The sequence below is a fragment of the Kosakonia sp. S42 genome (genome assembly GCF_016624785.1).
GTDB lineage: Bacteria > Pseudomonadota > Gammaproteobacteria > Enterobacterales > Enterobacteriaceae > Kosakonia > Kosakonia cowanii.
Genome location: NZ_JACVTW010000003.1, coordinates 1 through 26,992, shown reverse-complemented (window position 1 = coordinate 26,992; position 26,992 = coordinate 1). Strand labels below are relative to the sequence as shown.

Sequence of the window (26,992 nt, the reverse complement as noted above, 5' to 3'; positions counted from 1 at the left end):
GTTACGCACGCATCGGCTCGCCGCGCACCGGGCGGTCGCCCGCCACGAAGTAGTCGGCGTTGCTGCGCGGCAGCGGCGTGCGGCCACGGATATTATCGGCAATCTTCTCGCCAATCATAATGGTGGTGGCGTTGAGGTTACCGGTGATGATCAGCGGCATAATCGAGGCATCGACCACGCGCAGCCCTTGCAGGCCGTGCACGCGACCTTCACCGTCCACTACCGCCATCTCGTCGCTGCCCATTTTGCAGGTGCCGCACGGATGGTAAGCGGTTTCGCCATGGTTACGCACAAACTCATCCAGCTGTTCGTCCGTCTGGCACTCAATACCGGGGCTGATCTCACGCCCGCGATACTTATCCAGCGCCGGCTGGTTGATGATCTGGCGCGTAATGCGGATCGCATCGCGGAACTCCTGCCAGTCCTGCTCGTGGGCCATGTAGTTAAACTGAATGGCCGGGTGCATACGCGGATCGCGCGATTTCAGGCGCACAAAGCCGCGGCTCGGCGAGCGCATGGAGCCAACGTGGCACTGGAAGCCGTGGGCTTCAACCGCGTTGCTGCCGTTGTAGTTAATCGCCACCGGCAGGAAGTGGTACTGAATGTTCGGCCAGGCGAACTCTTCCCGGCTGCGGATAAAGCCGCCGCCTTCAAACTGGTTGCTGGCCCCGATGCCGGTGCCGTTAAACAGCCACTCCGCGCCGATTTTCGGCTGGTTCCACCACTTCAGCGCCGGGTAGAGCGACACCGGCTCTTTGCACTCGTACTGCAGGTACATTTCGAGGTGATCCTGCAGGTTTTCACCGACGCCCGGCAGATCGTGCACCACGGGAATATCGAACTTTTTCAGCAGATCCGCCGCACCGACGCCGGAGCGTTGCAGGATCTGCGGCGACGCGATGGCACCCGCGCAGAGCAGCACTTCGCGGCGCGCATGCACCTGCTGCGGCGTGTTGCTGGCACCGTGCAGATACTCCACGCCCACAGCCCGCTTGCCGTCGAACAGAATGCGATCGGTGGTGGCATGGGTGATGATGGTCAGGTTGGAGCGCTTTTTCGCGGTATCGAGATAGCCGCGCGCGGTGCTCGAGCGACGCCCGTTCGGCGTCACGAAGCGATCCATCGGGCCAAAGCCCTCTTGCTGATAGCCGTTGAGATCCTCGGTGCGCGGATAGCCCGCCTGCACGCCCGCTTCGATCATCGCTGCAAACAGCGGGTTATTGCCCGGTTTGCAGGTGGTGATGCTGACCGGGCCTTCGCCGCCGTGGTAGTCGTTCGCGCCGATATCGCGCGTTTCCGACTTGCGGTAGTAAGGCAGGCAGTCGAGATAGGTCCAGCGCTCAAGCCCCGGTTCCTGTGCCCAGTTATCGAGATCCATTGCGTTGCCGCGCACGTAGCACATGCCGTTGATCAATGACGATCCACCCAGCCCTTTACCGCGCCCGCACTCCATGCGGCGGTTGTTCATGTGCGGCTCGGGCTCGGTTTCATACGCCCAGTTGTATCGTTTGCCCTGCAACGGGTAAGCCAGCGCCGCAGGCATCTGCGTGCGGAAATCAAAACGGTAATCGGGACCGCCCGCTTCAAGCAGCAGCACGTTGACGTCGCTATCTTCGGTCAGTCTTGTTGCCAATACGTTCCCTGCGGATCCGGCTCCGATGATGATGTAATCAAATTCCATTAGTCGCTCCTCAGGTTAAAATTCACTCAAAATACAGACTGGAAACGGGTCATTTCGAGCTGCACAGACTTCACCTGGGTGTAGTTTTGCAGCGTCATCAGGCCGTTTTCACGCCCGACGCCGGAGTGCTTGTAGCCACCCACCGGCATTTCGGCGGCGGATTCGCCCCAGGTGTTGATCCAGCAGATCCCCGCTTCAATCTGATGAATAACGCGGTGCGCGCGGTTGAGATCCTGCGTCACCACACCAGCGGCCAGACCGAAGTCGGTGGCATTCGCGCGGCGCACTACTTCCTCTTCGCTTTCATAGGTGAGGATCGCCATCACCGGCCCGAAGATCTCTTCGCGCACGATGGTCATCTCGTCGCGGCAGTCGGTAAAGACCGTTGGCGCAACCCAGGCGCCGTTATCGAACTCACCGCCAGTCAGACGTTTGCCGCCGCAGAGCAGGCGCGCGCCTTCACTGATGCCGGATTCGATATAGCGCATCACATTGTCGCGGTGCGGGAAGCTCACCAGCGGGCCGAAGTTGGTGGCTGGATCGTTTGGATCGCCCGCTTTAATACGCGCCACGCGATCGGCGATCTTCACTTCAAACTCTGCCTGCCATTTCGCCGGAACAAACACGCGCGTGCCGTTGGTGCAGACCTGGCCGGAGCTGTAGAAGTTGGCCATCATCGCGATATCGGCAGCGAGATCGAGATCCGCGTCGTCAAAGATGATCAGCGGCGATTTACCGCCCAGCTCCATGGTGACCTCTTTCAGGGTCGAACCGGCGGCATTCGCCATCACTTTTTTACCGCTGGCCACGCCACCGGTGAAGGAGACTTTGTCGATACCCGGATGCTCGGTCAGCAGCTGGCCGGTGACCGCGCCGCTGCCCGGCAGAACGTTAAAGACGCCGTCCGGCAGGCCCGCTTCGGTGTAGATTTCCGCCAGTTTCAGCGCGGTGAGCGGTGTGACTTCGCTCGGTTTGAAGATCATTGCGTTGCCCGCAGCCAGCGCCGGTGCGGATTTCCACAGCGCGATCTGGATCGGGTAGTTCCATGCGCCGATACCGGCAACCACGCCAAGCGGCTCGCGTCGGGTATAGACAAAGGAGGTGTCGCGCAGCGGGATCTGCTGCCCTTCCAGTGACGGGATCAGCCCGGCGTAGTACTCCAGCACATCGGCACCGGTGACAATATCAACCGCCTGGGTTTCGCTCAGCGGTTTACCGGTGTCGAGGGTTTCCAGCGCGGCCAGTTCATCATTGCGCTCGCGCAGAATATCGACCGCGCGACGCAGGATGCGTGAGCGCTCCATCGCCGTCATCGCCGCCCAGATTTTCTGGCCTTTACGCGCGCTTTCGACTGCGCGATCGACATCGGCCTGCGCCGCTTCGTGCACTTCGGCTAATACTTCGCCGTTGGCCGGGTTGATGGTCTGGAATGTTTTTCCAGCCGCGGCGGGAACGTATTGACCATCAATATAGAGCTGCTGTTCTGCGAATCGGGACATGATTCCTCCTTCCTCAGGGATTCTCTGCGCCAGCCAACTGCTGGCGGATGAATTGGGTGGTGAGCGTTCGGGCAACGTCCGGGTTGAACGGTTTGCCGCTCAGGGCTGCGCGCAGCCACAGGCCATCAATTAATGACGCCAGGCCATGCGCTGCCAGCCGGGCCTTTTCGCGCGGCAATTCGCGGCGAAACTCCGCCGTCAGGCTGGAGAAGAGGCGTCGGCTGCTGACCCGCTCAAGGCGGCCCAGCTGCGGTTGATGCATGCTGCTGGCCCAGAAGTCGAGCCAGGCTTTCATCGCCGCGCTGTGTACCTGCGTTTCGTCGAAGTTACCGTCGACAATCGCCAGTAAACGCGCTTCGGTCGTGGCCTGGGCTAACGGTTTCAGGCGTACCGCCACCGCGTCGCGCAGCTGGCGCGTAATGTCGCGCATGGTGGCTTCCAGCAGGCCGTTTTTGTCCTTGAAGTAGTGGCTGATGATGCCGGTCGATACCCCGGCCCGGCGCGCAATCTGCGCAATGGTAGCGTCGTTGATCCCGACGTCGTTGATCGTATCCAGGGTCGCATCAATCAGTTGCCGACGGCGTATCGGCTGCATTCCCACCTTTGGCATGACTCCCTCTTCCACCGCAAAGTAAGGGCTCTATTTAATCTTTTTTTGATTGCACGTTCAATATAAAAAAAGAATTTGTTAAGGTAATGTACCTGCGCTGTTACAAAAACGAAGCGGCAGTGTGTAAGCTGTAGCAGGCTCAATCCGTAACAAAAATGAGGGAAAAACAACAAGAAAAGAGGCAGCACGTTGCAAGTAATCTTTTGATTTATTTACAGGAAATTAACCAGAGGTAACCGATGATTAATCCACCTGCCAGTGAAAAAGACAGAATCAATCCTGTGGTGTTCTACACCTCCGCCGGACTGATTCTGACATTTTCACTTGTCACCATTCTCTATAGCGATCTCGCCGCGGCGTGGATCCAGACCACCGTCAACTGGGTGTCGTCCACCTTTGGCTGGTTCTACATGCTGGCCGCCACGCTCTATATCGTCTTTGTGGTCTATATGGCCTGCTCGCGCTACGGGGCGATCAAGCTCGGGCCAGAGCAGTCCAAACCAGAGTTCAGCCTGTTAAGCTGGTCGGCGATGCTGTTTGCCGCCGGGATCGGCATCGATCTGATGTTCTTCTCCGTCGCTGAACCGGTGACGCAGTATATGCAGCCGCCGGAAGGCGCCGGGCAGACGATGGAGGCCGCGCGCCAGGCGATGGTCTGGACGCTGTTCCACTACGGCTTAACCGGCTGGTCGATGTACGCCCTGATGGGGATTGCCCTCGGCTACTTCAGCTACCGCTACAACCTGCCGCTGACCATCCGCTCGGCGCTCTACCCGATTTTCGGTAAACGCATTAATGGCCCGATTGGCCACACGGTGGATATCGCAGCGGTGATCGGCACCATTTTCGGCATCGCCACCACGCTTGGCATTGGCGTTGTGCAGCTTAACTACGGCCTGAAGGTGCTGTTTGATGTGCCGGAAGGGTTAACCGCGCAGATGGCGCTGATTGTGCTGTCGGTGGTTATCGCCACCATTTCGGTCACCTCCGGCGTGGATAAAGGCATCCGTATTCTTTCTGAACTGAATGTCGCGCTGGCGCTCGGGCTGATCCTGTTTGTGCTGTTTATGGGTAAAACGGATTTCCTGCTCAACGCGCTGGTGCTGAATGTGGGCGATTACATCAACCGCTTTATGGGCATGACGCTGAACACCTTTGCCTTTGACCGCCCGACGCAGTGGATGAACAGCTGGACGCTCTTCTTCTGGGCCTGGTGGGTGGCGTGGTCGCCGTTTGTCGGCCTGTTCCTTGCGCGCATCTCCCGCGGTCGTACCATTCGCGAGTTCGTGCTCGGTACGCTGATCATTCCGTTTACCTTCACCCTGCTGTGGCTGTCGGTGTTTGGTAACGCCGCGCTGTATGAGATCATTCACGGCGACGCCGGTTTTGCCCAGGAAGTGATGTCCCATGCCGAACGCGGCTTCTACAGCCTGCTGGCGCAGTACCCGGCGTTTAAACTGAGCGCCTCGGTTGCCACCATTACCGGCCTGCTCTTTTATGTCACCTCGGCAGACTCCGGCTCGCTGGTACTGGGCAACTTCACCTCGAAGCTGAAGGATATCAACAGCGATGCGCCGAACTGGCTGCGTATCTTCTGGTCGGTGGCAATTGGCGTGCTGACGATGGGAATGCTGATGACCAACGGCATTTCCGCCCTGCAAAACACCACGGTGATCATGGGCCTGCCGTTCAGCTTTGTGATCTTCTTCGTGATGGCGGGGCTTTATAAGTCGCTGAAGGTGGAGGATCACCGCCGCGCCAGCGCCAGCCGTGAAACCGCACCCTATATTCCGGCGAGCAACGATCGCCTGAGCTGGAAAAAGCGTCTCTCGCGCCTGATGAACTACCCGGGCACGCGCTACACCCAGCAGATGATGGAGACGGTGATCTACCCGGCGATGCAGGATGTGGCGAAGGAGCTGGAACTGCGCGGCGGTCGCGTTACGCTGGAGAGTGTGCCTGCGGAGGATGATAAACCGCTCGGCCATCTCGATTTGCGTGTGCTTCTCGGCGACGAGCAGGACTTTGTTTACCAGGTCTGGCCGCAGCAGTACTCCGTTCCCGGCTTTACCTACCGCGCGCGCAGCGGCAAGTCGCACTACTTCCGTCTGGAGACCTTCCTGTTAGAGGGCAGCCAGGGGAATGACCTGATGGATTACAACAAAGAGCAGGTGATTATCGATATTCTCGATCAATATGAACGTCACCTGAACTTTATCCATCTGCACCGCGAAGCGCCCGGCGCAAATATTGTTTACCCACAGATGTAACGACATAAGGCCACGCAAGTGGCCTTATTTTTTTCAGGCGGATCAATTTGCGCTAAATGACGATGTTTTTAGGAAAAATCTGCAAATACGACCCAGCTTTTCAATTTCATGCGTTGCGCTCTGTATCTGAAGATGTCGATCTGTAAAATGTCTTCTTTCATGGAATGGTTGCGGATTGACGTTGCAGGGTAAGCATCTTTCAAAAAAATAAGGATGGGGATATATAATTATGGAATTTCTCTCTTACATAATGCCTAAGCTTGCATGGATCTTCCCGTTAGGAATGTTGATTTTCGTTGCATATGTTTTTATTAAAAACAGAGAATCAGATAAGCTCGACGATTATATAAAAGAAAATGGCGTTGACGTTGATGCGATCATGACAGTAATCAAGCCAGATGCAGCTCAAACCATAAACAATAAAATAGTTGCTGTTATTACTGTGCAGTATGAGTTTGAAGGCAAAAGCATAACTTCTAAGCGTGGCCTTAGTTTTTATATAACGGATAAAGATAAGTTTGAAGTTGGAAATAAAATCAGGATAAGAATAAACCCTGGCAATCCAGGGCAGTTCTATTATCCTGATTACAGGACGTACTAAATAGTTACATCAAAAAACATGGTAACTACTGCTTTTTTATAGCAAGCAGTCTGTGACTTTGATGTAATGTCTTCTAACTCATTTCACTTTAAGAATTGATATGACTGAAATATTAATGAAAGCGTTAGTTTTCATATCCGTTGGCGTTTTGGTATTAGCCATCTCTATAACAACTGTGCAAAATTTTATTGATAAAAAAACAGCTAAAAAGATTATGACAGATCCCTGCTATGTTGACGCAACGATTACCGACATAATGCCGGGCACGCCATCCAGTTATGGGCTTGTCAATATTACAGTCGATTATTCATTTACAGCCATAAACGGCGAAACCTACACGAAAAAAAACGTCCTGACCGGCATTAAAACGATGGACCTGCCGAAATTCAACGTCGGTTTCACCATACCCGTCGTTTACCTTAGAAACGATCCGTCAAAAAACATGCTTAATATGAGAAATGCGATAGAGGATTACGTACGATTTAGATGGAAAAAGAAATTCTGATGTTACTGCATAAGTAGCTGTCAAAAAGATAAGGGCTAGGATATATATTTATGGAATTACTCTCTTATATCATGTTGAAATTAGCGTGGATCATCCCCCTGATAGGCCTGAGCTTTGCGGGCTACGTAGCTTTCCTTACCCATAAAAGCAATAAAAGAGATGCCAATATTAAAGAGAATGGCGTTGATATAGAGGCCATTATCACGGAGGTCGTTCCTGATAAATATCAAAGGGTTAATAATAAACTTGTTAGTGTCGTCGCGGTGAAATATATCTTTTCAGGGCAAACCATTACCTCGAAAAGAGGCATCAGAGTTTATGTCAACGATAAAGATAAAATCCAAATGGGGAAACCATTAAGAATAAGAGTAAACCCTGCCAAGCCTGCTGATTTTTACTACCTCGATTATGAAAGTTGTTAAAGAGGAGAGGCCACAGGACGATTACCTAAAAAATTTTTCAGCAACCCGCTCAAAACAAGGAAGGCTAGTGCTAAAATAAGTGCATTCTTATCAGCTATGGATCCAGCGTGATGGAGTTACTTAAAGCGGTTCACATAATACTTGTTACTATTGTCTCTGCGTTGCTTTTTTATGCCATAGTCATTAGAAGTGTTTTTTATTGGTTTATCAAAAAGAGAATATTCAACAACCCTTGCTACGTTGATGCAACTGTTACCCATATTAAACAGCATATACCATCGAGTCGAGGCATCGTCAGTATTGAAGTCGACTATCGATTCACCGCAGTAACTGGTGTGATATATGAAAAAAAACATGATCTGCTAAACATCAAAACCATCAATCTCGATCTTTTTCAGCCTGGTTCAGTCATCCCTGTGGTCTACCTTAAAACCGACCCTGGTAAAAACAGAATAAATATGCCTGATGTAATACTGGACCAGCAATGAATATTGTATTTAGGCTGATTCAATACAGCACAGCGAACTCCTTAATCACGGAGAAACAGAACTATCATGATGGAATTTTTATCAACCGTTTCACCAAAGTTAGGCTGGTTTATTACTGGCGGCATGCTGCTTGTTTTCGTTTATATCGGTATAACTAACTGGCAAAGCCAGTCCAAAGATGCAAAAACCAAACAAAATGGCACTGACCTTAAGGCAAATATCGTTGATTTAAAACTTGATGAGCGTCAGGGCGTTAATAATCATCTTACGGCAGCCGTGACGGTGAAATATATTTTTAAAGGAGAGGGAATTATCGCCAAACGTGGTATTGCTTTCCCGTTTATTGAAAAGGATCAGTTTTTTCCTGGTGCCGAAGTCAATATCCGTGTTGACAATGAGACAGGCCAGCACTTCTATTTTAGCGACTACAAAACCTATTAACTCCGTGGTGTTGCGGGGCAACTGCCCTCCTTTTTGCTACGCACTTTTACCAGCACCTGATGCAACTGCCCGATGGAGAGATCGCGCACTACGGGCTCGGGCTCGCCGCGCAACCAGCGAAAAAAATAGCAGATGCCGAGTAGATCGAGACCTTCGCTTGTAAAGAGGTACTCGTTCTCCTTTAGCGAGAAAAGCGAGCGAAAATCTTCTTCATCCGTTTCAAAACGGACAGCAAAAAACTTCTCTGCTTCTTCAAGAAGCTCAACGCCGTCATCACCGCAAATACCCAGATCCTCTTCCAGCAGCGTGCTTTCATCGATCGCTTTGCGCGTACGTCCCGAAAACTCACGCACAAAAGCAATTACCTCTTCTACGCTCGGACTCACTGTTGCACTCCTCTCGCCCGGCTTTATGGCGCCGGGCGTAATGATTACTGGCCTTCAAAGCCGTAATACTGCACCGGATAGCGCTGACCGTTGATCTCCAGATCGCGCCAGGGTTTGCTGACGGTTTTCGGCATACTCTCGCGCAGCGCTTTTTCGGCGTTCTGCGACAGCGTGACGCTGCCCGCCTGACGCCACTCATTGCCCTGACGGGTATAGACCGAGATCCCGGCGTCGTTGCGGTTATAGAGCAGCACTTCCGGCGTGCCGTCGCCGTTGAGATCCTGCATCCAGATCAGGCAGGCGCTGCTATCCACCATGCAGGTGCTCAGCGTGTGATCAACATACTGCGTTTGCGCCTGCCACCAGCTCTCCGGCGGTGCTTCGCTGCCCGCACGCAGCGGGATGCTTTTCTGTAACGCGTTAATGTCTTTCTTCGTGCCTTCGTGATAGCCGCCGAGGATTTGCATCAGCATCGCTTGCTGCTGCACCGGATCTTTGAGCCACTGCGGATGCGCTTTCAGCATCTGCAACGCTTCTTTGCCACGACGCCCGGCGTTGCTTAACGTATAGAGATCGCCCTCATCCGCTTTTGCTTTTCCGTCGGCGTATCGCGCCAGCTGATTGTTAACGGTGATACGCAGCGGATCGACAACCGGCGTATGCAGCAAGAACCAGCCGCAGGCTGTTAGTGCCAGCATAAGAACGGTGAAACGGTTCATGTTAGCCGCGCCCTGCGTCCAGGCCCGGCGCTGATAGCTCACCAGCAGCAACGACCCGATCAACGCGAGAAGCGTTAGAGCCACGCCGTAAACGCGATCCACCGTCCAGCCATATTCGGCGATGCGCAGCCAGAGCGCCCAACCCGCCAGTACGGCGAGCAGCGGCGTGATCCCCTGCGCCATCAGCACCAGACGCGCAACCATCCGTGACCAGCGCGAAGCAGCTGGCGCTTTTTCGCCAACCATGGCGCTGAACGCCAGCATCAACAGCGTCATGGTCAGCAGCAGTGTCGCGGCGGAGACAGAGGCCGGGATAATCGCCAGCCCGGTAAAGGGCAGGCAGGCCAGAAACAGCAGAGAGATAACCGCGTGCAGCGGTAGCAGGACGCTGACCGCGAGCGTCAGCAGGTTACGGAACAGACCGGCAGCGCCAGGCAGGCATCGGCAAAAAACGATGCCAGCGGCGACGGCAGCACCCGTCGCCATCGCCGGGAAAAAAGGGTTATCAAAAAAGAGGTGTTCGAACAGCGTGATGCCAATCATGCTGAAGAGTTTGCTCCACAGCAGCAGCACCAGCCAGAACAGCCCGGTCATCACCGCGGTCACGCCCAGGGTGAAGGTGTTGTTCCATAGCGCGCCGGTGATAAAGGCATGTTTATCCGCTTTCTGCCCGGACGGCGTGCAGAACGCCGCCAGAAACGGCATCACCAAAGTAAGCAGAAATGTCGATGCACCGAAGTTTGTGCCATGAAAATCATCGTTCGGCAGCCCGGGGAAGTTCCAGCGCAGCCAGCCGGTCATCAGCGCGATAAACGGCAGCGTCAGCAGCGCGCAGAGCCACGGTTTAACGTCTTTAACGCGATAAAGCGTGAAGGCGAGCACGCTGGCAAATGCAATGGCAAGCGGCGACAGATAAAACGCGTAGTCGTGATCGTCAATGAGCCCGCCGGACAACGCACACATTAATCCGGCGAGCGTGCCAATGGCGATAATCACCCACCTGGTTTTTGCCGGGAAATCCTCTTTTTGCAACATCGCGGTTCCTTTGCTGTTTGGCTGTGTGAAACGTAGTTATGCGCTTATTTTTTCGTCAAAAACCACCACGGGTTTTTGCTGGCTCTTTTCTTGCTCTGCTTTGTACGGCGCACGATCAGGCATTGTCCATGCTGAGATGGAGAGCGCAATCACTTGTTTGGGTGGGGAGCTTAATCGCATACCACGCATTAACTCGAAGTAGCCAGGGAAGCATCTGGCCTACTGGGCGTAACTCAGCCATTAATAGGTGTTAAAAATAGGAGCCAATATCAGAAAATTATTATTAGATTTCTTGATCTACCTCCAAAGATATTCGCAATTACAACATGTTAGATTGACGGGCTATTAAGTCCCAAAAGCACTATACACATGGATTGTGAGGTTAGAAGAATGAGCCGACGTGAAGATATTCTGGACCCTTCCAGATTTTGGTCTGAATCAGCAATAAAAAGCGGTCTTTTATATTCAGATGTCTTGGGATGGCTCGATATGGGGCATGCTCGTGGTGATGATATCCAAGAGTTATTAGCGCGTTTTTCTGCGGGAGAAGCCAGCGGTAAGGAGTATTACGAAATCAAATATGAACAAAAGATGGCAATAAGCCGGTTCAATACTGGCCGCTTCAGTATCTGGCGGATAAAGCGGGGAAGAAGTATAGAACAGCGAAGAAGTATCATTCTTGCCATGATGATGAACACCGCAGTGGCGTTCGAAAACTGGCAGTCCATGCCATGGTTCAGTTGGTTCACCGATAGCGGCTTCAGTAGTGAAGATTTGGTCTCGGATCTGTTCGGTTTCTATAGAGTTACCTTTCCCCGCATTTACTGGCGAGATTTGCGTATTGCCAGCAAAGAATCAGCACTACGCCGATGGGACTACTATGGCCCTGTCGGTGACTACAAAAACACTGGATTTTTACCGTTGCTCTTCCCTGATCCCATCGATAAACAGCTATGCTATCGCGCACCTTACAAGGCTCAGCTTCCGAGGTTTATGATGCAGGTTATGCCTTATAAATTGAGACCGGGTGATGACACTGTGTATCGCACTAGTAAAAGAGCAGGTATCTCAGTTGCAATGGAGTAACTACAAGTGAAAAAACTAAAAAGAGCGTCAATGCTTATTCTGCTGGTCATCATTGGCTTCGTGCTGATTGATTGCAGCATGCAGAAAGTTGCTGAGCGCCACGAAGGTTATACCGAGGCAAACCTGTGGGCCTATTATCTTTACACCGACAGCGACATTCGCCATGCGCCGAGAGCCTCTGAGAAATATCACTTCACCTTCACCGCCGAGGATGGCACTCAGCCCAGGGACAGCAGCATTGTTTATGGCCCAGGTGCTGACATAACCGTCATCAGAAATTATTTAACCTCACTGGGATACGCCAGCGTAAAGCGCGAAGGCCTGCTGGAAAGTTGGCAGCGCAAAGGGGAAAACACGCCCTACTTTGTTATTACCCGGGATCCGCAAACACGGACGCTGACGCTGACTCGCTCCAGTTTTTAAACAGGCTTTTCTCTTACCGCGCCATTTACTCCGGGCACTTACCGATAAGTTAAGGTAAATGTCGCTGTTGCACTGGCGACACCTGCGCTGACGCGCGGTGCGGTCTGGTAATAGCGCGCTTTAAACTGGACGGTCTCGGTGCCGCCGCCGGGCGAGGTGTAGTAAATCCTGCGCTGCCCAAAGCGCACCGCCCGATCGTCGGGCGCGAAATAGAGCTGCACACCGACGCCCGTTGCCGCGATATCGCCGGGCGCGCTGTCCAGCTTCATTACACCAGTCACGTTTGAGGGATCCTGTTCTGCGTCGACCTGGACGTAGATACGGGCGTCTTTATCGCACTCCAGCTCAATCCAGAAATCTTTCCATTCGGTATAGGCGCCGGGGCCATAAAAGTTCGATTTTTCATGGTCGCCCAGCAGCACATAGAGCTCCGGTGTCAGGATCGTGCAGGCCGTGGTGGTAACCGTGTTGGTGCCGCCCAGCGTGACATTGGCAAAATAGAAGCGGCTGTCAATTGAGGCGCGCGCCAGCACGCCCGGGGTCAATGTTCCTGGCGTGATCGCGCCGGTTTTGATTAATTCCGCTTTCATACCGGCACCGATATAAACACTGGTATTCGGCGGCACGCGCTGATCGTATGGCAGCTGTTTTCGGGAGCCGATATTGGTTAAGCGAATCCCCACACCGGGCAAATTCGTTGCATAAATTTTGTTTCCGAGGGCGCTCTGCGCGCGCCACTGGCTCATCTCCCAGCGGTAAATCCAGCTCTCATTGCATCCGGCGATGTTGTTCCCGCCGTTATAGGCACCGGTTACTGCCGTCGCAATCACGATACCGACAGGCGTATCTCGTTGTACCGAGACGTTGCCGAAGCTGATGGCATTGCCGATCTCACCCGCCAGATTACTGGCAAAACCGCAGGCGGCCTTCGCGCCGCAAGAGAGGCACCACAGCGCCATCAGGCCGGAGAGTGATTTTACGAACCGCGTCATGCCAGGCACTCCTCTTCTGTTTCAATTACCGGGCTGTTGCCGACGTTGTCCGGCAGCCGAAAATGGACTTCACACTGCTGATCCGCGTTCCATTTCACTTTGAGTTTTCCCTCCTCCGGCACGCCCGCGAGATAGACCACGCCGTCATCGCCGACGATGCCGCTGCTCCCCTCTTTAAGCGTTGCCTGTGCGCCGAAGGGCACCGGTCGCCCCTGATAAGAGAGCTTCATCAGCACGCGCCACCCAATACGGGTGTTGAAGTTCGCCATCACCACGGCGCCGTTTGTCGGGGTAACGGTTTGTACTGCGCTATCGATATCCACCTCATCGCCAAGGGTAGTGGTATCCAGCACCACGCGGTTTTTCCGGTACGGCGTGACATAAGGCACCACCGCATAACCACGCCGGTCAGTGTAGAGACCGGTGTTGTTCTGCACTTTCGCATCACGAGCGCCAGGCGCTTGCAGCACGGCCAGCGCCTGGCCCAGCGGCTGAGAGAGAGTAACGCCGTGCGGATGGGCAACCACGCCGCCTTTCAGGCCGTAGTTAATCTGTTGATAGTGCGCGTCATAGTTGTAGCCGCCGCTTATCTCCCCCTGCCCGCCTTTGTAACCGGCGCTGAGACTCCCCGCACTGCCCGCGCCGTGATGCGTGTGGCTCTGCTGGATGCTGTAGCTCAGGTTGTTGTCGGCAAGCGTCGTGCCGCTGAGTCCCACCTGCTGGCGGGTATTGCCGTGTCGGGCGCTGTTCAGGCTGTAGCTCGCCCACGCGTTGGGCAGAAAACGGCTGAGCGGCACCTGAACGCTGAACGCCAGTTGCTGTTCCGCAGGCTGGGCGCGAGCCGGATAGGTGTTATAGCTGTAGGCGAGGTTGTAACTGATACCATTGAAGTTACTGCTCCAGCCGGTGCTAAGCGTGCGTTCGTAGCCCTCCTCCTGCCAGAAACTCTGCTGATAACCGGAGAGATAAAGCGAACCGTAGTCCCCCGCGCTCTGGCTGAGATCGAGCTGGAGCTTTTGCCGCTTATTGTGGCCCTCCACGCGCCGATCGTTCGCCTCCTGAAAGGTGTAAAATCCGGCGGTGGAGTAGCGGTACGCCGCAAGGGTGAAGCGGGTATCGGTGGCCTGAAAATCCTTTGCATATTGCAGCCGGTAGGAGTGGCCGTGGTGAGCGTCGTTGCGGTTCAGCGTGCTCTGGGCAACCGACATATCGGCAGACAGGGAGCCAAGATCGCCAAGCCCAAAACCGAGCCCTGCCGCTCCGGCGTGGTAATTTTGCGCTGCGATCGCACCGCCAAAAAGCGTAACGGCGCGCGGCAAGCCGTAGATGGCCGTCGCCTGGCCAAAAGTGGGCTCATCGCTGGTTCTGTTACCGCTGCGATACTTCCCGGCAGTCAAAGCATATTTCAGGCGACCTTCGCGCTGCATAATCGGCACCGCCGAGAAGGGCTGGACAAAGGTGTGCTCGCTGCCGTCCGCCTCTTTAATGGTGATGGTGAGATCGCCGCTGCCGGAGGTGGGATAGAGATCGCGGATAACAAACGCCCCGGGCGCGACGTAGCTCTGGTAGATGATGTAATCATTCTGCCTGATCGTTACTTGCGCACTGGAGTGGGCGATGCCGCGGATCACCGGGGCAAAGCCGCGCAGGCTGTCCGGCAGCATGTTGTCGTCAGAGGCGAGCTGCGCACCGCGAAACTGCACGCTGTCGAAGATCTCCGAGGCCGTGTAGCTGTCGCCAAGAGTCAGCTGCCCCTTCAGCGCTTTGATGTTGCGTTGCAGGTAGGTGTTAATCGACGCCCAGCGGCTGCCGTGATCGCTGGCGTAATGCCCGGTCGAGTCGTTACGCAGCCGCCACGCCCCGAGATTTACCCCGCTTTGCAGGCTGGCGTAGTAGCTGTCGCGCGAGCCTTTGCCCACGTCCAGCCAGCGATGGCTGCCGCTGAGGCTATAGTTCAGCAGCGCAGCAGTCACTCCTTCGTCCCACTCTGCGGGATCGACATCGCCTCTGGCGCGCGCATCCATCGCCGCCTGTGGCAGGCTAACGTTTAGCGTTAACTGGCTGAACCGCAGTTCGGCGTCGGCCATCGGGATGTAATGGCCGATATCCTCAAGAGGTACCTCCGGCGTCAGCACCGCCAGTTCGGGAAAGGCGTCGATTTTCACTCCCCAGCTTCGCAACATCGCGGGCGTGATCTGCGCATGCAGTCGCTTGTCCGCGCCCGCGATAAAGGCAATATCCTGCGCCTCCCCCTGCTTTTCCCCATTCACATAGACGGTCACGCGGTAGGTGCCCGGCAGCTGACCGTCCGGTTCAGCAAAGAAGGCGAGATCGGCCACCGGCTGGCCCGGGTTATCAAGCTCCAGCGCATGAAGATTAAACATCTCGCGCGCGTCCGCATGGCGCAGGTAGCCGGGCAGCAGCAGCACTATCGGCACCAGCGCCGGTAAAAACGCCCGCTGCCGCGAAGTCGGCATTTTCATTACCTTCCCCTCAGAGCGGCCGATGTTCAACCCGGCTGACGCCGCCGTAATCGCTGATCGCCTGCCAGCTGACGCGCGATACCACTGCCGAGGGCAGCGTAAAGCTGGCGTTGCCCAGGGGCGGCACCATATCAACGTCCTTAACCTCTTTTCCGTCCACTTTCAGGGTGAAGAGCGTGACGTAATAGGGCGTGGGATTGGTGACGGTCAGGCGATTGCCGCGGTGAGTGAACCGCAGATTTTGATAAGCGCTTCCCGGCTCGCCCGGCAGCCCGCCGGGGCGGTAGAAAAGCTTGATGCGCGATTTGATCACCACCTGCAACATGTTGGTGCGCGCAACGCTGTCATCCATGGCGGGAATCGATTTAACGTTCAGCCAGAACACCGATTCGCGATCCTGCGCCAGCCCGCCGCCGGTGCGGATGATGCGCAGCAGGTTCTCTTCATCCGCGTTGATGCGAAACAGCGGCGGCGTGACGATAAAGGGCGCTTTGCGACCCTGCTCACCGCTATCAACCCAGCTCTGCACCAGATAGACATTCGATTTATTCGGGTTGCGGACGGAGAGCGAGGCCTCTTTTTTATCACCGTTATAAATAACGCGTGTCCCACCAATCACGATCCCGGACTCTGCGGGCCCACAAAGCAGAGCCAGCAGCAACGCCAGCACAACATGCCGATGCCTGTTCATCTTCTTCTCTCCGGACACCATCCTTGTTATGCGGAGATACACCGTTATGTGTATCTCCGCGTCAGTCGGGCGTTAGCGGTAGTTCAGGGTGAACTGCGAGGTGGCGTTAGCCGTACCGGTGGTGACCGTCGTGCCGGTCGAGACATAGCGGGCGGTGAAGTCCAGCGTGTTGCTGCCTTCATCGAGGGTGTAGTCGCCCGAGGCCGAGTAGAGCGGAATGGCGGAGCCATTTTTATCGGCGATTTCGATGCCGACGCCGCTCGCAACGTTACTTCCGCTGTCCAGCGACAGCAGGCGCTGGTTAACCGCATGCGCAGTGCCGTCGAATTTCACTTTCAGCGCGGTGACGGTGTCGGGGCAATCATTGAGCGTAATGCTGAAGTGTGTCGGGGCCGCTTTCAACCCGGCAGAGCCGTTGAGCGTCGTCACGGAGACTTTGCCTAAATCAACGTTCATGCTTTGCGAACCGCTGTCAACCGCGCAGGTCTGGTCGGTGATGCTGCCGGTGAAGTAGATGGTGCCGTCTGCGGCCTGCGCCGTGCCGGCAAGCCCCATCCAGACGATAAAAGCCGTGTTTGCTAACCGCATTTTCATTTTCTTCTCCTTGATAAAAATGACGCAGAGCTATGCCCTGCTCTACAACGGCGGCGAAAAAATCTGCTTCAGACTTTCCCGTTAGTGCCAGAGTGGTAAGTTCAGCGGAAGATTTTTAAAAACAGAGAAAGGCAGCATAAAACGTCAGGGAACGCGCTTTTTGGCAAGATAAGAGAGATAAAATAACGGGACGTTGAGAAGATAACACTGGCAACGTGAACAGCTGAATCACGTTGCCAGTAAACGTTAAAGCATTATTACGACGTGCTTGCAAAAAATAACGATTTAAAAACAGCAAGATAACGTCTTGCCTGAAGAGGCATCAGAAAAATTTTGACTCTACCCTAAATTTTTCTGATACTACTTTGCGTTTTGGCACTAAATGGTTGATTTTGCGAAACATCTCCCCAGACATTGAGAAACCGCTGCGTGTTAGTGGCCGTGTAGATCACCGTATGCCGGATGTTCCGGTGCCCGAGATAATCCTGTATCAGACGCGTATCACGCCCCAAATCCGCCAGCGCGTAACCGCATCCGTGCCGCAACATGTGCGGATGAGCGGAGATACTGATTCCCCCCAGTTCACCATAGCGTTTAAGCAGCAACCGCACCTGATGGCGCGAGAGCGGCCCGCCTTTTTGCGAGAGGAAGAGCCAGTCGCTGTCCGCATCCCGCCAGCGGCGGCGCTCGTTCAGCCAGCGCGTCAGCGCAGGCAGTTCGGTATCAAACAGCGGATGCTGCGTGGAGAGGCTGTTCTTGAGCCGCCGGACGTAGACCGACCGCCCGACCAGATCGATATCGGACAAGCGCATATCGCACAGTTCGCTGACGCGCAGCCCGTGTAAAAAACACATCTGGATGAGGCAGTAATCCCGCGCAAAATGCAGCCCCCGGTCTGTTGCCAGCAATATTTGCCTCACCTCGTGGCGAGTCAGGTGTTTTCTCTTAACTGACATTGTCTTACTCCTTACTTAAAAAAGGGGAATAAAATCAGGCCAGTACCGTGAATGTAGCCCGGCCTGAATCCAGCGACAGGATAGCATTTTGGAAAGGGGGAGTTGGGGAGGAATTTTTTAAGGGGGGTTATTTGGCTGGGGAAGGATTCTGCGTAATGGGAGGGCATCAGAAACGCCCTCCGTATTATTTATACTTTTTAGCAGAAGAAGTATTTAAATTAGGGCTTCTCTACCACCGATACAATGACGGTTTCTGGCTTCGATACAACACCAACCGAGACAGAGGTTTTGGGATCAGCGCCTTGCCAGCACTCCCCTTCAATATCGCAGACGCCAAGTCGCTTATATCCATTTTCTTCAAGATAGGTCTTTATTCTGCTCGCATCTGTGGTACCTGAAAACGTCACATCGTAAATAAGCAGATCCGGGCCAGTGACATTGGAATACCCGAACCGATAATTTTCAGACACGCGCGGTATTTTCTTTAACAGTTCTGGGGTGAAAAATTCGTACTCCCGTTTATCCTGCTCCGCATAATTAGCGCTTTCAGCAAAATCCATTTTGACGTAGGGCCATGCGTAAACCAGGCCTGCTGCGATGACGGCAATCGTTGCGAGTAAAATTTTCGTAGAGGTTTTCATATTATCGGTGCGCCCTTTCCTGATTGCATAAAGCTTCCATTAACGGTTGATATACTTACGTTTCCTGAGTTCCAGTCAGTATAAGGCCGAATGGTTTGCATGAAAGCAGGTAAATGGCCGTGATGCGGGCTGGCATTCGGGAAGCGTTCAGGGGCCGGGTAACGGACCTTCTGGTTGGAATGATCGCCTTCTGACAATGAACCGCTCCCGGTGCTTTACCGGAAGCGGGTCTCTATTCAGGCGACTTTCTGTTTACCGGAAATCACTCCTATAAACTCCTGCACCTGCTTCTGTTTCCGCGCAGAGAGCTTGCACGCCCGCCGCAGCGACTGCATCAGTTCGCTCTCTTCGGGTGCGGCTTTTCGGGCGGTGAGCACAATACAGCCATCCATTACTTTCACATCAACTCCCGTACCGCTGGCAAAACCGGCGGCTTCCAGCCACTGCCCTTTCATAATGATGGCGGGAATACGGCTGTAATCCGGATAGCGGCTCGCATAAGTTACGGTCAGTTGACGGTTATTTGCCGGGGAGACTTCTGGTTCAAACGGTTGTGCAATAGAATGCGTGTCAGTCATGATTACTATTCCTCTAAATAGTGATTGTGATGAGCGATGCGGGTGTGTTGCAGCACATCCGCATCGCGCTAAAAACCTGTACATATCACCAATAAAATGAAATAAAGTCCAGATAAAAACAGGATAAAACAAGAAGCTTCTGAAGCCATTGCAATATTTAGGCGCCAAATTTTATTGGCAAAATAATTAAAAACATGGTATCCAGTAAAAAAATAAAACCCATTTTTTTGAATTTTCTTTTTTAACCTATACAACCCATATGCACAGATTTAATTTTTCAAGAAGTGTGTAAAAAATCGAAGAAAGTATCAATCATTGATGGTCACTAAAGCGAGGTAAGTTAAGTTAAAAAAATATTAGCATTCCGCACGTTAAAATCCCAACATAGTCTAACCCTATCGATACTTATTTATAAAAAAGTCATTATGAAATCGACAAGCTTGGTGAAAATGAGGAGCAATCAATATATTATTATTTAAATAAAACTAGCTAATCAAAAAACCATAATGGAATAAGCATTTATTAAATGCATAGCATTACCTGTATTTAAATAAGACAATCATTCATTGGAGCTTGTTATTTAACATTTTAAATCATACAGAAGTATCGTATTAAAAAAGCAAATAGAGTGAGCAGGGTAAAAACCAAGCCCACCTTATTTTCCTGTAATTTTTTATATTACAAATTATTTTTAAACTCAATAGCCCAAGCATGTAGAGTCTTTGAGCGTCTCTTGGCGGTATCTTCTGCCAGCCCGTTAGCTTTTTCAATAAGGAAAGCTATTGCTGTTGTCTCATCAATGTCTACAATAGTTTCGACCCCACAATATTTCATCCAAGCCCAACCACAATCGGAATTCTCAAAAGCCTCTGCTAATAGAGATATTTTTTCTTTAAAGTCTTTCGCAAAGAAAACTTTCCAACCCAAAGGCTGCAGGACAAAACCATTCTTTTTGACTAGCCCCAAAAGCCTTGCCGCATGCTTATAATAATTTACTTGTCGAGGTGTAATACCTTCAGACTCTTCATTGAATAACTCATTATTGCCAACAGAATCAACCAGTTTAATAACCCTATATATATCATCTGCTTGAGGAACAAGATCGCTCGAAAGATATCTTTGGTTATGTTCTTGTATTTTTTCTTTTTCAGATGCCAATTTTTTAGCATCAATTATAAATAATGAGGATCCAGTATTCGATCTAACTTCCATTTTATAATTATAAGTTCTCAGATTAGAAAGCAATGCCTCAAAATCATTAAGATCAATACCAAGCTCCTTAATTGTTTCTAAATCCAAATTCGAACTTTTTAGGACATTAAGGAACTCAGTAAAATTGCTTATGAAAACATCATTTTTTTCTGCAATAAATTTTGTCTTATAAGAACCGATAGATGAAGTATAGGGCACCAGTGAAAAATCATCATCAAAAAGCACTTTGGCTACTTTATTATATAAAGAATTCCAAGTATTAATTATTTTTTGAATGGGCTCCCATTCAATGTTTTTTTCACTTCTGTCTCGAAATATTCTTATTTCATGAACGTTGTTAAGTATTTCTTTCTCATCATTATAAACAATGGCGCACTCACCTTCCCCATCTATGGAAATGAAATAACCTACTGGTGGAAGTGTTTCATTGTCTATATCTCGATATGAAAGAAATTCTATTTCACAACAAGACAAATCATATGGTGTAGTTACGATAAATACATTCTTATTAAGAAAGAAATCCCTGACCTGGATAAAACCAGAATCTAGATTACTTATCTCTAATTTATTCATGGGCGCATAATACCATGAATCGAATGTTTCAGACTCGTCAAACCAATAGACTAAATAAAACTCTTTTGTCTTTGAACTTTTAACTAAAAATGTCCTTGGTACATCATAAAAACTATAGACTCTCTCTATAGAAAGCTCACCAAGTTCATTAGTAATTGGTAAGTAATACATAATCAACCTACTACCTTAAAATTATTTTCAATCCGAGTGTTTAATCTCAACCACGTTTCGAAATGAGAATTTTTATTGGGTTTAGACGCTTTGCCATGAACGGGTTCAAGGTTACCGATTGCAATCTTCTTTTTCTTTAAGGCTACATGGAAATTCCTAGCACATTCGACTTGCTCAAGATCTCTAAACATTGATGTGCCATAATCGCTTGGCTTTAGATTTCCCTTTTTCTTGATATGGGGTTCTTGATTGTGTCCCACAAAGTCCTTGTCAGTTGGCGGATCATTTGCTACCAGACGAAAAGCTTCGCCCATAGCATCGATAGCACTTTCAGGGGGAACATTCTCAGGAAAATCAGCAGGCCAAGGGTACTCAGGAAACTCCATCTCAATCCCTCAATTTATCAAAGATTTAAGCCTCTCCGTTGCAATCCTAACTGCTTCTTTACTTAGGTCATTACCTAAAAAGAATCTATCATTCTCTAGAGCAGCAACACCTACTGGGCAAGCTCCCATAAACGGATCGCAAACAATTTCACCAACAATACTACTTTGTTTTAGTAAAATTTCCATAAGCTTTGAAGGCTTTTCTGTAGGGTAGCCCTTTAAAATCCTTGGACAAGAGAGAACATCAGGAATAGAAAGATCGTTTAGTTTTCGTTTTCCCTTCTCAAAGAAAAGGATAAATTCATACTTCGCCCGGTAATGATATCCCATGCCAATGCGTTGTTTATCCCAAACTAAAGGTTTCCAAAATTTAAATCCGACTTTTTCAGCCACAGGCTTGGCATAAAAAGCCGTTTCTTGGTCACAGAAAAGATAAAAATGCGTGTTTTTCTTCATAACCCTGTAAATTTCTTCAAATAATTCTTCGAATCGTTCATTAGGAAAGATTTCGAACCACTCATTGCTTGATTTTTTGCTGTTTTTCAATCTTGTTGTCGTACCGACTTTACGATGCTTTTCAAGTGATTCATAAGCAGGATCAGTAATTACCAAATCTAAGGATTCACTTTTCAACGAACTCAAGAAATCAATAGCATCCTTTTGAAAGATATCATATTTATTATTCATATACTTTATCCCTGTCGGCCAGTTAGTTGCTTAAAAGCATTGTATATCCATACAGTAATTCTTTCAACGTATGTTAACTGCAAGACAGATTCTCAATAAGAATATTTATTTTTTAACAACAATATCAAATACTTAAATTACTAAAAATGCCTAGCATGATCATAGAAAATGATGGTAGCTTTGATACTGATTTGAGATAGTCCGCCTGTCGCAGCAACATTAACAGAGGCAGGTTCTGGTGCTTAGAAGTATGGATAATGCCGCGCATATGCCATTACGCTCTGACTGACTTACCTAACGTTCTATCGCGTCATAACTCCATAATCTCGACTTACCTAATACACAACGTGGCATTGTTCGAAACTAATGACCGCAACTTTCTGTTTTATTGCAACCCTCATCACACGCAAAGCATCGTTTACCATGTTTTCGCTCATCATCTTTGTAACCTATCCAGCTGCTTTAAAAAGTAGTTTTTCATCACTAATCTGCTTGGGCAACTCTAAACAACATCATTGCATGGTTACTGAGTAGAACGATCTGCTCCGGTTTAGTTTCATGCCGCGATGCAAGCAACGGACTCCACTGATTTCTTATGTCTTCCAAGTACGTACCCTAAGTTTTTTTCGAAATTAAGCTCTTACCATCACGCAAAGAATCACTTACTGGAACGTACAATAGTCACTAGAGAAAATTCAATAGAGAGACGCCTCATCGTTCGGCCAAGATGTACCAAAAGAAGGGCAATATAATCAGGTGCATCGGTCGAAGACAGATCTGGGTAAGTCGTACTTTGGTCAGGATAATGCGCCAGCCACATCATTGCTAGGTTGGAGCTGATGTGATCATTATGTACTTCATAAGGCTAACCGCATTGACATATTGTTAAAGGCGGTTCAAATGAAGAGTCGCAGAACTACCTAATGAATTAGGATTTCAAACACAAAAAAAGCCGCTCTTAGGCGACTTATTTTTGCATCTTATGGTGCCGAAGGCCGGACTCGAACCGGCACGTATTTCTACGGTTGATTTTGAATCAACTGCGTCTACCGATTTCGCCACTCCGGCACGGAAGGGGATGCGGAAACGTGTTGGATTATACCTGTCAATCGCCTCCATGCAAGCAGCGCCGCGCGTAAGGTCTGCCAAGTGCTGAAATTTTCAGCGCTAAACCTCCCCCTCTCCTCCCCTCATAAATTCACCAAACCAATTGTTGGGTGATTTACATCACTGCGTATTTGTTATGTGATCACGTAACATTCACCGGTAATCCATCACCAGGAAAACCTATGCGTTTTTACCAGGTCGATCCCACGCTGGAAAACTACTGGCGGGGAGTGATCCTCTTTGGCAACAACTTCGCGACCTATAAGTTCGCGCTGGCGCACGCGCTGTACGATATCGATCGCAGCAATACATTCATCTCCTTGCAGGATCTGGCGATCCCCTTTAGCCAGCATATCTGTGCGCACCTGAAAAACGCACCAAAGCAGATCCTCAACACCAGCAAGCCTGGCCCGTTTATCACCGCCTGCTTGCAGTTTAATCGGGGTGAGATTAGTTACGATGAGCTGTTGCAGGTGACGGCGAAGCAGGGTTTTAAGGTGGTGCTGAAAGCCTTTCACAACGTTAACGGCGGGCCGATTGAGAAGCAGTTTTTTATTGATGAGCAGCGCGAAGGCAAAGGCATTCGCCTGACGGATGATTTTTACCTTCTGACGCAGACGCCGCAGTTCCAGAACCTGGTGCATGAGACGGACGCGCGCTGGACGCTGGTCGAAAAGGCCTGGGAGATGAACCTGCCGCCGCAGTTGCTGGACGTTCACTATGATGATGAGCAGCAAACGCTTTTTACCCAGCTTAAAAGCGCGCGCATCACGCTGACCAGTTGTCGGAACAGCCTCAATGGTTACCAGAAAGGGCACTGTTTTTACTGCCATGCGCCGATAAGTCTCGAAAACGGCGATCCGCTATTAGCCGACGTCGATCACTTTATCCCGTTGATGGCGCGCGCAGGGCTGCCGGGCGTCAACCTGAACGGCGTCTGGAACCTGGTGCTGGCCTGCCAGAGTTGCAACCGTGGTGCGCAGGGTAAGTTTGCCCAGTTGCCGACATTGCCGCTGCTGGAGCGCCTGCATGCCCGCAATGAGTATCTTATTAATAGCCGCCTGCCGCTGCATGAGGCGATTATCAACCAGACCGGTAACAGTGAACCGAAGCGCAGAGCCTTCCTGAATGACCGCTGGAACAGGGCGCTGGCTTCACAGCTGAAAACCTGGGCTCCAGAGAGACAACAACAGCGAGTGCTCTGATGACGATGAATTACTACCAAAACCATGCGCAAACCTTCTTCGACGGCACGGTCGATCTCGATATGACGCCGCTGTACGCCGACTTTATGGCGCACTTGCCGGAACAGGCGTGCGTGCTGGATGCGGGCTGTGGCTCCGGGCGCGATGCGCTGGCCTTTGCACGCAAAGGTTATAACGTCGAGGCGTTCGACGCCTCTGCCGAACTGGTGGCGCTGGCGCGTCACTACAGCGGGCTGCCGGTGAAGGAGATGACCTTCGACCAGCTGAATGAAACGCAGAAGTATGACGGGATCTGGTGCTGCGCCTCGCTGCTGCACGTCCCGTATAACGAACTACCTGCGGTGATAAACACCCTGGCGCGCGCCCTGAAACCCGGCGGCATCTGGTATCTGTCGTTTAAATATGGCGATAGCGAGCGCGAACTGGCGGGCCGCCGTTTTAGCGATATGACGGAGTCCCGGCTGACCGCGCTGCTAGCACCACTGCCTGAGCTGACAATCAATAAAATGTGGATAACGCAGGATCAGCGCCCCGATCACGATGAAAACTGGCTTAACGTGCTGGTTAACAAGCGCTAACCCGCCCGCAAAAACAGCGCCCGCTCCGCTTCACGCCGCCGTGTCAGGCCGGGCAGCACTCTGCCGCCCGCTTTGTTCCAGCGCAGAAACTGGTCGGCGGCCTGCGCATATTCGCCTTGATTTAACAGCTTGAGCAGCGTCGAGCTCTGCAAGTTCCCGGCACCGAGGTTGAAGGTAAACGACACCAGCGCGTCGAACTGATCCTGGTCGAGATCGACCGTCACCAGCCGGTGCACGCCGCGCTCGCTCGTCTGCAAATCCTTGCGCAGCAGCGCGTCAGCCTCCGCTTCGGTAATCGGGCGCGGAAAGTTCTCGTTCGGCAGGATCAGGTGCCCGTAGCCAATGGTCCACTTGCCGACGGCATCGCGATACTTCTCCAGCCGTAGTCCTTCAAAGGATTTGATTAATGCGACGCCAGCATCGCCGGTGTGTTGCGGTTGATTCGCCATCATCGTTGCTCCTGTAGAGAGAGAATGGCGCTGAGCGTTGACTGCGCGTTGCGCCCTTATTTGAGGATGGTTCGGACACATCGTGTTGCAAAGTCGCCACGGCTTAATATGCGGATGGAAAATCCTAAAAAACGCGGCTTTCAGAGCAATCGCTTAACGAAACGGGCGGTATGGACAGCCGCAGGCTGCCAGAGCGGCGGCAGATGCCCTACACTTCAAGCGTCTCCCTCAACATAAAGGAATCCGTGATGAGCATCATCAAAAACTACGCCGCGCCACAGGCTGGCGCCGAGCTTGAGCTTCAGGAATACGATGCAGGCCCGCTGGCGGCTGAAGATGTTGAAGTCGCCGTGGATTATTGCGGGATCTGCCACTCTGACCTGTCGATGATCGACAACGAATGGGGCTTCTCCCAGTATCCGCTGGTTGCCGGGCATGAAGTAATTGGTCACGTGGTTGCACTGGGTGACGCCGCGCAGAACAAAGGGCTGAAAGTGGGCCAGCGCGTCGGTATCGGCTGGACGGCGCACAGCTGCGGCCACTGCGACGCCTGTATCGACGGCAACCAGATCAATTGCCTGGAAGGCGCGGTGCCGACCATCCTGAACCGCGGCGGCTTCGCCGATAAAATCCGCGCCGGCTGGCAGTGGGTGATTCCCCTGCCGGACAGCATTGATATTGAAACCGCCGGTCCGCTGCTCTGTGGCGGCATTACCGTCTTTAAACCGCTGCTGATGCACAATGTCACCGCTACCAGCCGCGTTGGTGTGATCGGTATTGGCGGTCTGGGCCATATCGCCATCAAACTGCTGCGCGCGATGGGCTGCGAAGTGACGGCCTTCAGCTCGAACCCGGCAAAAGAGGCGGAAGTGCGTCTGATGGGCGCGGATTATGTGGTGAACAGCCGCGATCCGGAAGCGCTGAAAGCGCGCGCGGGTCAGTACGATCTGATCATCAACACCGTTAACGTCGATCTTGACTGGCTGCCCTTCTTCGAAGCGCTGGCGCACGGCGGCCATTTCCACACCGTTGGTGCCGTGATGAAGCCGCTGGAAGTGCCGGCCTTTACGCTGATTGGCGGCGATCGCAGCGTCTCCGGTTCCGCAACCGGTACGCCGTATGAGTTGCGTAAGCTGATGAAGTTTGCCGGTCGTGCGAAGGTTGCGCCGACCATCGAGATGTTCCCGATGTCGCAGATCAACGAAGCGTTGCAGCATGTGCGCGACGGTAAAGCGCGTTATCGCGTAGTGTTGAAAGCGGATTTTTAAGCCGTTCAGCCCGGTGAGCGTCAATGCCGCCGGGCAGGTTTAACGCCGTACGGCGCGTTGTTGAGCGTGCGGGTTAAATGCCGGATGGCGCGTAAACGCTTATCCGGCCTACGCCGTTTCAGCCAGCCGCATAATCCCATGCCGTTTGAGCAGAGCGCACAATCACATGCCGGATGGCGTGTGAAGGCTTACCCGGCATGCGCCGTTTCAGCCAGCCGCATAATCCCATGCCGTTTGAGCAGAGCGCACAATCAC

The 26,992-nt window shown here is 52.0% G+C and carries 27 protein-coding genes and 1 tRNA gene; 11 read left to right on the top strand and 17 right to left on the bottom strand.

Features of this window, described 5'->3' with window-relative positions:
* Window position 1: 1 nt before the first annotated feature.
* From betA to betI, 3 genes are read right to left on the bottom strand one after another with little or no spacing between them, the layout of a single operon-like run.
* Window positions 2-1,681: a choline dehydrogenase gene (gene betA, locus IAE50_RS05795; RefSeq protein ID WP_124970174.1), complete on the bottom strand. Its 1,680-nt coding sequence runs from the start codon at window positions 1,679-1,681 to the stop codon at window positions 2-4.
* A 26-nt stretch (window positions 1,682-1,707) separates the two neighbouring features.
* A complete protein-coding gene (gene betB, locus IAE50_RS05790) occupies window positions 1,708-3,180 on the bottom strand; it encodes a betaine-aldehyde dehydrogenase (protein ID WP_200134111.1) in 1,473 nt (490 codons plus the stop codon).
* Window positions 3,181-3,193: 13 nt separating this feature from the next.
* A complete protein-coding gene (gene betI, locus IAE50_RS05785; RefSeq protein ID WP_124970180.1) occupies window positions 3,194-3,790 on the bottom strand; it encodes a transcriptional regulator BetI in 597 nt (198 codons plus the stop codon).
* A 239-nt stretch (window positions 3,791-4,029) separates the two neighbouring features.
* On the opposite strand from betI, the gene IAE50_RS05780 reads away from it, so the two are divergent.
* From IAE50_RS05780 to IAE50_RS05755, 6 genes are all read left to right on the top strand, one after another.
* Window positions 4,030-6,060: a choline transporter gene (locus tag IAE50_RS05780; protein ID WP_200579795.1), complete on the top strand. Its 2,031-nt coding sequence runs from the start codon at window positions 4,030-4,032 to the stop codon at window positions 6,058-6,060.
* Between the two features lie 229 nt (window positions 6,061-6,289).
* Entirely contained in the window at window positions 6,290-6,661 is a 372-nt protein-coding gene (locus IAE50_RS05775; RefSeq protein WP_200579794.1) for a hypothetical protein, read from the top strand.
* Window positions 6,662-6,776: 115 nt separating this feature from the next.
* On the top strand, window positions 6,777-7,166 hold the full coding sequence (locus tag IAE50_RS05770) for a hypothetical protein (RefSeq protein ID WP_200579793.1): 390 nt from the start codon (window positions 6,777-6,779) through the stop codon (window positions 7,164-7,166).
* A 50-nt stretch (window positions 7,167-7,216) separates the two neighbouring features.
* Window positions 7,217-7,588, top strand: a complete 372-nt coding sequence (locus IAE50_RS05765; RefSeq protein ID WP_200579792.1) for a hypothetical protein — start codon at window positions 7,217-7,219, stop codon at window positions 7,586-7,588.
* Window positions 7,589-7,698: 110 nt separating this feature from the next.
* Window positions 7,699-8,076, top strand: coding sequence for a DUF3592 domain-containing protein (locus IAE50_RS05760; protein WP_338138534.1), 378 nt, complete (start codon window positions 7,699-7,701; stop codon window positions 8,074-8,076).
* A 66-nt stretch (window positions 8,077-8,142) separates the two neighbouring features.
* Window positions 8,143-8,517, top strand: coding sequence for a hypothetical protein (locus IAE50_RS05755; RefSeq protein WP_200579790.1), 375 nt, complete (start codon window positions 8,143-8,145; stop codon window positions 8,515-8,517).
* Here IAE50_RS05755 and IAE50_RS05750 read toward each other — a convergent pair.
* Window positions 8,514-8,903, bottom strand: a complete 390-nt coding sequence (locus tag IAE50_RS05750; protein ID WP_200579789.1) for a hypothetical protein — start codon at window positions 8,901-8,903, stop codon at window positions 8,514-8,516. The two genes, IAE50_RS05755 and IAE50_RS05750, sit on opposite strands and share 4 nt — an antisense overlap.
* Before the next feature lie 44 nt (window positions 8,904-8,947).
* Complete coding sequence (locus IAE50_RS05745) at window positions 8,948-10,657, bottom strand: DUF4153 domain-containing protein (protein WP_200579788.1); 1,710 nt, start codon at window positions 10,655-10,657, stop codon at window positions 8,948-8,950.
* A gap of 390 nt (window positions 10,658-11,047) precedes the next feature.
* Here IAE50_RS05745 and IAE50_RS05740 point away from each other — a divergent pair, with 390 nt between their 5' ends.
* Window positions 11,048-11,743, top strand: a complete 696-nt coding sequence (locus IAE50_RS05740) for a hypothetical protein (protein WP_200579787.1) — start codon at window positions 11,048-11,050, stop codon at window positions 11,741-11,743.
* A 6-nt stretch (window positions 11,744-11,749) separates the two neighbouring features.
* Window positions 11,750-12,166, top strand: a complete 417-nt coding sequence (locus tag IAE50_RS05735) for a hypothetical protein (protein ID WP_200134190.1) — start codon at window positions 11,750-11,752, stop codon at window positions 12,164-12,166.
* A 38-nt stretch (window positions 12,167-12,204) separates the two neighbouring features.
* On the opposite strand, the gene IAE50_RS05730 is transcribed toward IAE50_RS05735, so the two are convergent.
* The 11 genes from IAE50_RS05730 to IAE50_RS05680 all read right to left on the bottom strand — a co-directional run bounded on the left by IAE50_RS05730 (window position 12,205) and on the right by IAE50_RS05680 (window position 23,198).
* On the bottom strand, window positions 12,205-13,158 hold the full coding sequence (locus tag IAE50_RS05730; protein WP_200134121.1) for a fimbrial protein: 954 nt from the start codon (window positions 13,156-13,158) through the stop codon (window positions 12,205-12,207).
* Window positions 13,155-15,641: a fimbria/pilus outer membrane usher protein gene (locus tag IAE50_RS05725; protein WP_200579786.1), complete on the bottom strand. Its 2,487-nt coding sequence runs from the start codon at window positions 15,639-15,641 to the stop codon at window positions 13,155-13,157. Before IAE50_RS05725 ends, IAE50_RS05730 begins: the two co-directional genes overlap by 4 nt.
* A gap of 10 nt (window positions 15,642-15,651) precedes the next feature.
* Complete coding sequence (locus IAE50_RS05720; RefSeq protein WP_200579785.1) at window positions 15,652-16,332, bottom strand: molecular chaperone; 681 nt, start codon at window positions 16,330-16,332, stop codon at window positions 15,652-15,654.
* 72 nt (window positions 16,333-16,404) lie between these two features.
* Window positions 16,405-16,926: a fimbrial protein gene (locus tag IAE50_RS05715; RefSeq protein ID WP_054804002.1), complete on the bottom strand. Its 522-nt coding sequence runs from the start codon at window positions 16,924-16,926 to the stop codon at window positions 16,405-16,407.
* 344 nt (window positions 16,927-17,270) lie between these two features.
* Entirely contained in the window at window positions 17,271-17,882 is a 612-nt protein-coding gene (locus tag IAE50_RS05710; RefSeq protein ID WP_042713977.1) for a tyrosine-type DNA invertase, read from the bottom strand.
* 218 nt (window positions 17,883-18,100) lie between these two features.
* Complete coding sequence (locus IAE50_RS05705; protein WP_200579784.1) at window positions 18,101-18,523, bottom strand: hypothetical protein; 423 nt, start codon at window positions 18,521-18,523, stop codon at window positions 18,101-18,103.
* Between the two features lie 236 nt (window positions 18,524-18,759).
* The gene (symE, locus tag IAE50_RS05700; RefSeq protein ID WP_200579783.1) at window positions 18,760-19,101 is read right to left on the bottom strand and encodes an endoribonuclease SymE; all 342 of its coding nucleotides are present in this window, start codon (window positions 19,099-19,101) and stop codon (window positions 18,760-18,762) included.
* Between the two features lie 678 nt (window positions 19,102-19,779).
* Window positions 19,780-21,057 (bottom strand): DUF6575 domain-containing protein, encoded by a 1,278-nt coding sequence (locus IAE50_RS05695; protein WP_200579782.1) that lies wholly within the window; start codon window positions 21,055-21,057, stop codon window positions 19,780-19,782.
* Window positions 21,058-21,059: 2 nt separating this feature from the next.
* A complete protein-coding gene (locus IAE50_RS05690) occupies window positions 21,060-21,443 on the bottom strand; it encodes a hypothetical protein (RefSeq protein ID WP_200579781.1) in 384 nt (127 codons plus the stop codon).
* A gap of 9 nt (window positions 21,444-21,452) precedes the next feature.
* On the bottom strand, window positions 21,453-22,130 hold the full coding sequence (locus IAE50_RS05685) for a site-specific DNA-methyltransferase (protein ID WP_200579780.1): 678 nt from the start codon (window positions 22,128-22,130) through the stop codon (window positions 21,453-21,455).
* A 983-nt stretch (window positions 22,131-23,113) separates the two neighbouring features.
* Window positions 23,114-23,198 (bottom strand) — tRNA-Leu (locus IAE50_RS05680).
* 221 nt (window positions 23,199-23,419) lie between these two features.
* Between IAE50_RS05680 and IAE50_RS05675 the strand changes: the two genes are divergently transcribed.
* Window positions 23,420-24,442: an HNH endonuclease domain-containing protein gene (locus tag IAE50_RS05675; RefSeq protein WP_200579779.1), complete on the top strand. Its 1,023-nt coding sequence runs from the start codon at window positions 23,420-23,422 to the stop codon at window positions 24,440-24,442.
* A complete protein-coding gene (locus IAE50_RS05670; RefSeq protein WP_200579778.1) occupies window positions 24,442-25,020 on the top strand; it encodes a bifunctional 2-polyprenyl-6-hydroxyphenol methylase/3-demethylubiquinol 3-O-methyltransferase UbiG in 579 nt (192 codons plus the stop codon). Before IAE50_RS05675 ends, IAE50_RS05670 begins: the two co-directional genes overlap by 1 nt.
* On the opposite strand, the gene IAE50_RS05665 is transcribed toward IAE50_RS05670, so the two are convergent.
* A complete protein-coding gene (locus IAE50_RS05665) occupies window positions 25,017-25,469 on the bottom strand; it encodes a lysozyme (RefSeq protein WP_200579916.1) in 453 nt (150 codons plus the stop codon). The genes IAE50_RS05670 and IAE50_RS05665 overlap by 4 nt on opposite strands.
* 248 nt (window positions 25,470-25,717) lie before the next feature.
* On the opposite strand from IAE50_RS05665, the gene IAE50_RS05660 reads away from it, so the two are divergent.
* Window positions 25,718-26,737 carry an NAD(P)-dependent alcohol dehydrogenase gene (locus IAE50_RS05660; protein WP_042713995.1) on the top strand — a complete coding sequence of 340 codons (1,020 nt, stop codon included), beginning with the start codon at window positions 25,718-25,720 and terminating at the stop codon, window positions 26,735-26,737.
* Window positions 26,738-26,992 lie beyond the last annotated feature (255 nt).

Coding starts and splice junctions, on each gene's coding strand:
- betA (WP_124970174.1), bottom strand. CDS start 1,681: ATGGAATTTGATTACATCATCATCGGAGCCGGATCCGCAGGGAACGTA.
- betB (WP_200134111.1), bottom strand. CDS start 3,180: ATGTCCCGATTCGCAGAACAGCAGCTCTATATTGATGGTCAATACGTT.
- betI (WP_124970180.1), bottom strand. CDS start 3,790: ATGCCAAAGGTGGGAATGCAGCCGATACGCCGTCGGCAACTGATTGAT.
- IAE50_RS05780 (WP_200579795.1), top strand. CDS start 4,030: ATGATTAATCCACCTGCCAGTGAAAAAGACAGAATCAATCCTGTGGTG.
- IAE50_RS05775 (WP_200579794.1), top strand. CDS start 6,290: ATGGAATTTCTCTCTTACATAATGCCTAAGCTTGCATGGATCTTCCCG.
- IAE50_RS05770 (WP_200579793.1), top strand. CDS start 6,777: ATGAAAGCGTTAGTTTTCATATCCGTTGGCGTTTTGGTATTAGCCATC.
- IAE50_RS05765 (WP_200579792.1), top strand. CDS start 7,217: ATGGAATTACTCTCTTATATCATGTTGAAATTAGCGTGGATCATCCCC.
- IAE50_RS05760 (WP_338138534.1), top strand. CDS start 7,699: ATGGAGTTACTTAAAGCGGTTCACATAATACTTGTTACTATTGTCTCT.
- IAE50_RS05755 (WP_200579790.1), top strand. CDS start 8,143: ATGATGGAATTTTTATCAACCGTTTCACCAAAGTTAGGCTGGTTTATT.
- IAE50_RS05745 (WP_200579788.1), bottom strand. CDS start 10,657: ATGTTGCAAAAAGAGGATTTCCCGGCAAAAACCAGGTGGGTGATTATC.
- IAE50_RS05740 (WP_200579787.1), top strand. CDS start 11,048: ATGAGCCGACGTGAAGATATTCTGGACCCTTCCAGATTTTGGTCTGAA.
- IAE50_RS05730 (WP_200134121.1), bottom strand. CDS start 13,158: ATGACGCGGTTCGTAAAATCACTCTCCGGCCTGATGGCGCTGTGGTGC.
- IAE50_RS05725 (WP_200579786.1), bottom strand. CDS start 15,641: ATGAAAATGCCGACTTCGCGGCAGCGGGCGTTTTTACCGGCGCTGGTG.
- IAE50_RS05720 (WP_200579785.1), bottom strand. CDS start 16,332: ATGAACAGGCATCGGCATGTTGTGCTGGCGTTGCTGCTGGCTCTGCTT.
- IAE50_RS05715 (WP_054804002.1), bottom strand. CDS start 16,926: ATGAAAATGCGGTTAGCAAACACGGCTTTTATCGTCTGGATGGGGCTT.
- IAE50_RS05710 (WP_042713977.1), bottom strand. CDS start 17,882: ATGTCAGTTAAGAGAAAACACCTGACTCGCCACGAGGTGAGGCAAATA.
- IAE50_RS05705 (WP_200579784.1), bottom strand. CDS start 18,523: ATGAAAACCTCTACGAAAATTTTACTCGCAACGATTGCCGTCATCGCA.
- symE (WP_200579783.1), bottom strand. CDS start 19,101: ATGACTGACACGCATTCTATTGCACAACCGTTTGAACCAGAAGTCTCC.
- IAE50_RS05695 (WP_200579782.1), bottom strand. CDS start 21,057: ATGTATTACTTACCAATTACTAATGAACTTGGTGAGCTTTCTATAGAG.
- IAE50_RS05690 (WP_200579781.1), bottom strand. CDS start 21,443: ATGGAGTTTCCTGAGTACCCTTGGCCTGCTGATTTTCCTGAGAATGTT.
- IAE50_RS05685 (WP_200579780.1), bottom strand. CDS start 22,130: ATGAATAATAAATATGATATCTTTCAAAAGGATGCTATTGATTTCTTG.
- IAE50_RS05675 (WP_200579779.1), top strand. CDS start 23,420: ATGCGTTTTTACCAGGTCGATCCCACGCTGGAAAACTACTGGCGGGGA.
- IAE50_RS05670 (WP_200579778.1), top strand. CDS start 24,442: ATGACGATGAATTACTACCAAAACCATGCGCAAACCTTCTTCGACGGC.
- IAE50_RS05665 (WP_200579916.1), bottom strand. CDS start 25,469: ATGGCGAATCAACCGCAACACACCGGCGATGCTGGCGTCGCATTAATC.
- IAE50_RS05660 (WP_042713995.1), top strand. CDS start 25,718: ATGAGCATCATCAAAAACTACGCCGCGCCACAGGCTGGCGCCGAGCTT.